At 64.6% G+C, this 4,632-nt stretch carries 5 protein-coding genes and 1 pseudogene; 4 read left to right on the top strand and 2 right to left on the bottom strand.

The features are described from left to right. The 3 genes and pseudogenes from B2W70_RS17590 to B2W70_RS17600 all read left to right on the top strand — a co-directional run. Positions 1–463: pseudogene (locus B2W70_RS17590) on the top strand (UDP-N-acetylenolpyruvoylglucosamine reductase); the annotation flags it as partial. Between the two features lie 110 nt (positions 464–573). After that, the gene (locus B2W70_RS17595) at positions 574–1,488 is read left to right on the top strand and encodes a CsgG/HfaB family protein (RefSeq protein WP_286747781.1); all 915 of its coding nucleotides are present in this window, start codon (positions 574–576) and stop codon (positions 1,486–1,488) included. Between the two features lie 20 nt (positions 1,489–1,508). Then, entirely contained in the window at positions 1,509–2,000 is a 492-nt protein-coding gene (locus B2W70_RS17600; protein WP_286747783.1) for a hypothetical protein, read from the top strand. A gap of 146 nt (positions 2,001–2,146) precedes the next feature. Here the strand turns inward: B2W70_RS17600 and B2W70_RS17605 are convergent, their stop codons facing one another. Beyond that, positions 2,147–2,464: a pyrimidine/purine nucleoside phosphorylase gene (locus B2W70_RS17605; protein WP_058088192.1), complete on the bottom strand. Its 318-nt coding sequence runs from the start codon at positions 2,462–2,464 to the stop codon at positions 2,147–2,149. 64 nt (positions 2,465–2,528) lie between these two features. Further along, complete coding sequence (locus B2W70_RS17610) at positions 2,529–3,992, bottom strand: argininosuccinate synthase (protein ID WP_286747785.1); 1,464 nt, start codon at positions 3,990–3,992, stop codon at positions 2,529–2,531. Between the two features lie 103 nt (positions 3,993–4,095). Here B2W70_RS17610 and B2W70_RS17615 point away from each other — a divergent pair. Beyond that, the coding region (locus tag B2W70_RS17615; protein WP_286747787.1) for a M48 family metallopeptidase at positions 4,096–4,632 on the top strand (537 nt) is incomplete at its 3' end.

Raw genomic sequence — 4,632 nt, forward strand, 5'->3', positions numbered from 1 at the left:
TCCCCGCCCCTGGGTGCCCATGCTGGGTTATGCCGAGCTTGAACGCAAGGTGCAGGAAACCGGCGTCACCGCCCCCAGCGCCCGCCAGGTCTTCGACTGGATCGTGGCCGTGCGCCGCGCCAAGCTGCCAGACCCCGCCGTCATCGGCAACGCCGGCAGCTTTTTCAAGAACCCGGTGGTCACGCCCGAGCAATGCCGCGACATCATCCAGCGCGACCCCGAGATCGTGCACTACCCCATGCCCGACGGCAGCTTCAAGCTGGCCGCCGGCTGGATGATCGACGCCTGCGGCTGGAAGGGCAAGACCGTGGGCCAGGCTGGCGTGTACGAGAAGCAGGCGCTGGTGCTGGTCAACCGGGGCGACGCCCGAGGCGCCGAAGTGGTGACGCTCGCTCGCGCCATCCAGGAGAGCGTTTACGGGCGTTTCGGCATCCGTCTGGAGCCAGAGCCGGTGGTGATCTAGGGGGGGGCTCCCGACGCCGGTTTGATCGGGCTAAACTTCCCGTCGTTCATGACGGGGGCCTGAATCGCCCTCGCTTTGTCGAGTCACGCATTTGCACCGAGGGAGCTTCCATGTCGTTTGCTGTCAGCAACATCTCCACCGCCGGCCGCCTGAGCCTGCTGGCCATCACCGCCGCCTGCGCCACCCTGCTGTCGGGCTGCCTGGCCACCGCGCCCACCATGGGTGAAAACAAGGGCACCGTCAGCGGCGCCGCCGGTGGCGCCACCGCCGAGAACAACAACAGCCAGCTCGAGAAGTGCGACGAAACCCTGGGCACCCTCGCCATCGACGAGGACACCAACGCCCCCTGGTACATCACCCTGCGCGAGTACCAACTCGGCTCGACCGTGCCGGTGCTGCGCCTGATGATCCAGCAGTCCAACTGCTTCGTCATCGTCGAGCGCGGCAAAGCCATGAACAACATGATGCGCGAGCGCGAGTTCGCCCGTGGTGACGAAAGCCGTGCCGGCAGCAACTTCCAGAAGGGCCAGATGGTCGCAGCCGACTACACCATGAGCCCGTCCATCCAGTTCTCCGGCAAGACCGGTGGTGGTGGCGGTGGCCTGGGTGGCTTCGGTGGCGGCATCCTGGGCCTGGTGGCCGGCAGCGTCAGCAAGAACGAAGCCTCGACCACGCTGCTGCTGATCGACAACCGCTCGGGCGTTCAGATCTCGGCCGCAGAAGGCACAGCCGGCAACTACGACTTCGGCATCTTCGGCGCGGCCTTCGGTGGTGGCCTGGGCGGTGGTGGTGGCGGTTACGCCAAGACCCCGCAAGGCAAGGTCATCACCGCTGCCTTCGCAGATTCGTTCAACCAGATGGTCAAGGCGCTGCGCAACTACAAGGCGCAACAGGTCAAGGGCGGCCTGGGCACCGGCGGCCGACTGGGCGTGCAAGGTGGCGAAACCGCCGCCTCCAAGGAGCTGGACGCCAAGCCCAAGGCCTCCACCGCCAAGCCAGCCACCAAGTCCACCACCAAGAAGTGATGCCCTTGCTTCGCACCGCCATGACCCAACCGACACCCCTTCGGAAGGCCGTGGCCTGCGCCCTGCTTGTTCTGGGGGCCCATGCCACGACCACCCAAGCCGCTGAGTTCCACCTGTACGTCAAGTGCAAGGGCACGCTGTCGGCTTCGGGCAAATCAAAGCCAGCCCACCTCGACCTCGCCCTGCGGGACAACAACACGACGGCGCTGATCCAGCGCTCGAACGTGCTGCCCAAGGGCGAGCGCCTGGTCTACACGCAGACGCCGACCGACTACACCATGGTCTACAAGCTGCGCCAGCCCGGCACCCACTACTACCACGACTGGCTCAATGGCAGCTGGGTGATCTGGCAGCCCAACCTCAAACGGCTGGCCACCATCCGACTTGCCATCGACCGCCAGGAGGGGGAACTCGAGGGCGAGCTGCTCGATTTCAACGACGACCTGATCGGCACGCTGCAGATGACGTGCGAGAAGGTGGACCCGGACGAGTTGCCCGAGCCCAAGCTTTGAAGTCAAGGCCGGGGGGGCGGACCACCGATGAGGCCCGATGCCACCTGAATGAAAAAGCCGCTGATCACTCAGCGGCTTTTTTCATGTCGATACCACGCTCAGTCCTGGCAAGCCCAGGCGCCTGCGCGCGGGATCAACTCACCCGATCAACCGAAATGGCAGATGTAGTGATAAGGCTCACCTTCGACCTTGATCTCGAAGGACGAGTTGCCCGGCACGTCGAAGCTTTCGCCAGCGCCATAGGTCTTCCACTCGGAAGATCCGGCCAGCTTGATGGTGGCCTTGCCAGCGACGGTTTCCATGACTTCAGGCGCGCCGGTGTTGAAGGTCAGCGAGGCGGGCAGGATCACGCCAACGGACTTGCGGGTGCCGTCGGCCAGGGTGACGGTGTGAGAAACGCACTTGCCGTCGAAGTACACATTGGCTTGCGTGGCAACGGTGCCGGCCAGGGTGGTGGTGGTCATGTTGAGGTCTTTCAGAACAAACAAGGCCGCAGCAACTGCCACGGCCTCAGGTTGAGCGCTGAGCTCACTTGGAAGCCGTCTTGATCACCGGGCGAGCGGCCTTGACAGCGGGTTTCTTGGCTGCGGGCTTGGCTGCTGCCTTGCCTGCGTTCTTGGCCGCGTTCTTGCCAGCTGCCTTGCGGGCCGGCTTGGCCGCAGCAGCGCGCGCGCCCTTCACGTTGGCGCCAATGCGCAAGCGCAGGGCGTTGAGCTTGATGAAGCCGGCCGCGTCGGCCTGGTTGTAGGCGCCACCGTCGTCATCGAAGGTCGAGATCTTGGCGTCGAACAAGCTGTCGGTCTTGGACTCGCGGCCCACCACCAGGATGGTGCCCTTGTACAGCTTGAGCTTGACTGTGCCGTTGACGGTTTCCTGACTCTTGTCGATCAGGCCTTGCAGCAGCTCGCGCTCGGGGCTGAACCAGTAGCCGTTGTAGATCATGCGGGCGTAACGCGGCATCAGGTCGTCCTTCAGCGCCAGGACTTCGCGGTCCAGGGTGATGGATTCGATGGCGCGGTGGCCGCTCAGCAGGATGGTGCCGCCAGGGGTTTCGTAGCAGCCACGGCTCTTCATGCCGACGTAGCGGTTCTCGACCTTGTCGAGGCGGCCGATGCCGTGCTTGCCGCCGATTTCGTTGAGCTTGGTCAGCACGGTGGCAGGCGACATCTTCACGCCGTCGATGGCAACCACGTCACCCTTGGCGTAGGTCAGCTCGATGATCTGGGGCTTGTTGGGCGCCTTCTCGGGCGACACCGTCAGGCGCCACATGTTGGCTTCGGGTTCGAAGTTCGGGTCTTCGAGCACGCCGCCTTCGTAGCTGATGTGCAGCAGGTTGGCGTCCATCGAGTAGGGGGCGCCGCCCTTGCGCTTCTTGAAATCCACAGGGATGCCGTGCTTGTCGGCGTAGGCCAGCAGCTTTTCGCGGCTCAGCAGGTCCCACTCGCGCCACGGAGCGATCACCTTCACACCAGGCAGCAGGGCATAGGCGCCCAGCTCGAAACGAACTTGGTCGTTGCCCTTGCCGGTGGCGCCGTGCGAGATGGCATCGCCCTTGGTCTTCTTGGCGATTTCGATCAGGCGCTTGGCGATCAGCGGGCGGGCGATGGAGGTGCCCAGCAGGTACTCGCCTTCGTACAGCGCGTTGGCGCGGAACATGGGGAACACGAAGTCGCGCACGAACTCTTCGCGCAGGTCTTCGATGAAGATGTTCTCGGGCTTGATGCCCATCTTCAGGGCCTTGGCGCGCGCGGGTTCGATCTCTTCGCCCTGGCCAATGTCAGCCGTGAAGGTGACGACTTCGCAGCCGTACTCGTCTTGCAGCCACTTCAGGATGATGGAGGTGTCCAGACCACCGGAGTAGGCCAGCACGACCTTCTTCACGCCAGAAGCAGCCTTCTTGGCCACAGCAGGGGCAGCGGTGACAGGAGCGGCAGCAGCCTTCACGGGCTTGGCGGCCTTGGTGGATGGGGTGGCCTTCGTGGATTTGGACATGGTCAGGCAAAAAGAAGAACGAAACAGCGGATTCTAGACGCCAGCGGCCTGCTTGGCCCGTGCTTGAATGTCGGGCAGAACACCGAAACCCGGGAGAAGCCGCATGGAACAGGCCGACTTCGTCCACCACGTCCGCGTCAACGAGTACCTCAGCGCCGAAGACCCCAGCGCCTACCGGCGTCGTGTGGCGTGGTTCGCAGGGCTGGGTTACGCGTGGATCGGTGGCTGCCTGCTGGTGTCCATCTGGCTGGCGAGCTGGGCCATTGGGCACCTGATGAGCGGCCGCGCCCGAGGGGGCACGATCTTCTTGCTGATCGGTGCGGCCGGCCTGGCCTGGACCAGCCTGCGATCGCTGTGGGTTCGCCTGGATGCCAGACCCGAGGGCCATCGGCTCACCAAACAGCAGGCCCCGGCGCTGTTCAAGCTCATCAGCCAGGTCAGGCGCAAGGTCAAGGGCCCCAGGCTGGACGAGGTCTGGCTGGACGATCGCTTCAACGCCAGCATCTCGCAGGTACCGCGTTTTGGCCTGCTCGGCCACCCGGTCAATCGCCTGACCATCGGCCTGCCGCTGCTGATGGCTTTGGATGTGCCGCGCCTGAGTGCCGTCCTGGCCCACGAGTACGGCCACCTGCGCGGCAAC

Origin of the sequence: Aquabacterium sp. UBA2148 (assembly GCF_002328915.1) — a bacterium.
Classification (GTDB): Bacteria; Pseudomonadota; Gammaproteobacteria; order Burkholderiales; family Burkholderiaceae_C; genus Aquabacterium; species Aquabacterium parvum.